Origin of the sequence: Blautia massiliensis (ex Liu et al. 2021) (genome assembly GCF_052064225.1) — a bacterium.
Lineage (GTDB): Bacteria > Bacillota > Clostridia > Lachnospirales > Lachnospiraceae > Blautia_A > Blautia_A fusiformis.
This window is the reverse complement of the sequence record NZ_JBQHWA010000076.1, coordinates 1-1,628: the sequence shown is the minus strand read 5'-3', so window position 1 is coordinate 1,628 and position 1,628 is coordinate 1. Positions and strand designations below refer to the sequence as shown.

The following is a 1,628-nucleotide window of genomic DNA, read 5'->3' as shown; positions in this document are numbered from 1 at the left end:
TGAATATTCTTGTGCGATGAAATCGCACTTCCGGAAATCTGGAAATCAGATGTCCGGAAAGTGGAAATCATCTCATGCGAGTTTACTCGCGTAATGCTTTATCTAAGCCGTATACCTCTCGCATTGATCGATCATGTTCAGCATCAATGCTTGTAATGTTGATGCGATAGCTGTCATGGGCAATGCGGTCAATGATTGCATCTGCAAGAGGACTATCATCACCGCCAAGCTGTTCATACCATTCTTCGAATTCATACTGAGAGCAGAAAATCGTAGATGATTTCTTGCGTCTGCGATGAAGAAGTTCAAAGATATCTTTCTGCTCGGTTTCTGTTGGTTTTAGAAGAAGCCATTCATCAAGAATGAGAACCAACGGGTTAGCGTATTTAGCCATGACCTTTCGATAGTTACCTTCTGTCCTTGCTATTTCCAGATCAATAAGCAGATCTGGAAGACGGACATACTTGGTATTGTAATACCGCTTACATGCCTCCATGCCAAAGGCGCACGCCATGTAAGTCTTACCACAGCCTGTAGCACCGGTAATAAACAGATTCCGGTGTTCAGATATATACTCGCAAGTTGCAAGCCGGTTAATAAGATCCTTGTTAAGCTTGCGGCCGGAAGTGTAGTTGATATCCATGATATTTGCTTCCGGCTGGTCGAATCCAGCGTTACGGATCAGTCGTTTCTGACGATTGTTTTTGCGATTGCTGTATTCGATGTCCACCAGCATACCAAAGCGGTCCTCAAATGGTACTTCATTAAATTTAGGATCCTCCAGCTGGTTGCGAAATGCATCTGCCATAGTAGTAAGGCGCATTTCAATTAATTTGTCTATTGTACTCTGATTTGTCATATGTGCTTACCTCCGATAGTAATCGGCACCTCTTGTGATGCCATGTGCTTTATGTGTGGTCTTGGATTCAGTTGTTTCTGATTCTGGTTTTACAGAACCTGTCACAAGGATGTTTTTAATACTCTTGTAACTGGGTGAGGATGTATAGGATAAAGCTTTTTTACAGGCTGCTTCAAGCAATGCATCTGAGTATTTCTCAGCAAGCTTTAGAAGTCCCATACAACTTCGGTAGGTCTGTTGTTCCACACTTTTGGAGGTCAGTATTGCATTAACCACAGTGTATGTATTTATGCCAATCCGCTCAGCCCATTTGCGGAACCGGTCACCGTTCCATTCCAGATATTTCTGGTGGTCTTCCGGCATATGTTCCGTGATAGTGCTGTACTGCCCAGGGCGTCCTTTCAGACGACGATGGGAAGCAATGCGGTTATGATTGTAGAAAATTTCAATAGTGGTATCTGTTACCTTCACATCAACTTTCTTTTTGATGTATTCATAAGGAACTGAGTATAGCATTCCGTCCACAGATATGTGATAATTGAACTGGACGGTGGCTGTTTTCCAGTCACTCAGTTCAAAACGGGTAGCAGGTAATGGTGCCAGCAATGGTTTTTCTTCCTCAAGAAATAAGATTCGCCGACTACCCTCTTTCTTTTGAAAGAGCCTTTGGTTGAACAGTTCGAGCTTGTCTCTGATTGCACGATTTAATTCGGCAAGGGAGAAGAACTGTTCATCCCGAAGTGCTGCTGTTATCCAGGTAGAGATATTT

2 protein-coding genes are annotated in these 1,628 nt (G+C 43.1%); both read right to left on the bottom strand.

What is annotated here, in order from left to right:
* Positions 1–82: 82 nt before the first annotated feature.
* Complete coding sequence (istB, locus tag ACTNDQ_RS15310) at positions 83–859, bottom strand: IS21-like element helper ATPase IstB (protein ID WP_154433269.1); 777 nt, start codon at positions 857–859, stop codon at positions 83–85.
* A 6-nt stretch (positions 860–865) separates the two neighbouring features.
* The coding region (locus tag ACTNDQ_RS15305) for a Mu transposase domain-containing protein (protein ID WP_441064996.1) at positions 866–1,628 on the bottom strand (763 nt) is incomplete at its 5' end.

Coding starts and splice junctions, on each gene's coding strand:
- istB (WP_154433269.1), bottom strand. CDS start 859: ATGACAAATCAGAGTACAATAGACAAATTAATTGAAATGCGCCTTACT.